This is a genomic window from Aurantimonas sp. E1-2-R+4 (assembly GCF_036549515.1).
Lineage (GTDB): Bacteria > Pseudomonadota > Alphaproteobacteria > Rhizobiales > Rhizobiaceae > Aurantimonas > Aurantimonas coralicida_A.
Map to the genome: position 1 here is coordinate 1 of NZ_JAZHLK010000164.1, position 582 is coordinate 582.

Annotated in this window: 1 protein-coding gene; it reads right to left on the reverse strand. The window is 64.1% G+C overall.

Annotation, left to right across the window (positions count from 1 at the left end; translation table 11 throughout):
• Positions 1-581: GTP-binding protein (locus VQ045_RS21885; protein WP_331831634.1), on the reverse strand; the 581-nt coding region annotated here is incomplete at its 3' end.
• Position 582 lies beyond the last annotated feature (1 nt).

Below are 582 nucleotides of genomic sequence, written 5' to 3' on the forward strand. Positions count from 1 at the left end.
TCGACTTCCGCCATCAGCGCCCGCACCGCGTCCTCGCCGATCTCCTTGTTGGAATCCTCCAGCGCCGCCAGCGCCGAACCCTTCACGATCGGGATGTCGTCGCCCGGGAACTCGTAGGACGACAGAAGCTCGCGAACCTCGAGCTCGACCAGCTCCAGAAGCTCCTCGTCGTCGACCTGGTCGACCTTGTTCAGGAACACCACCACCGCCGGAACGCCGACCTGGCGCGCCAGAAGAATGTGCTCGCGGGTCTGCGGCATCGGGCCGTCCGCCGCCGACACCACCAGGATCGCGCCATCCATCTGCGCCGCACCGGTGATCATGTTCTTCACGTAATCGGCGTGGCCCGGGCAGTCGACATGCGCGTAATGCCGCGCTTCCGTCTCGTACTCCACATGCGCCGTCGAAATCGTGATCCCGCGCGCCTTCTCCTCCGGCGCCGCGTCGATCTGGTCGTAGGCGCGGTACTCGCCGAAATACTTCGTGATCGCCGCCGTCAACGACGTCTTGCCGTGATCAACGTGACCAATCGTCCCGATGTTCACATGCGGCTTGTTGCGCTCGAATTTGCTCTTGGCCATC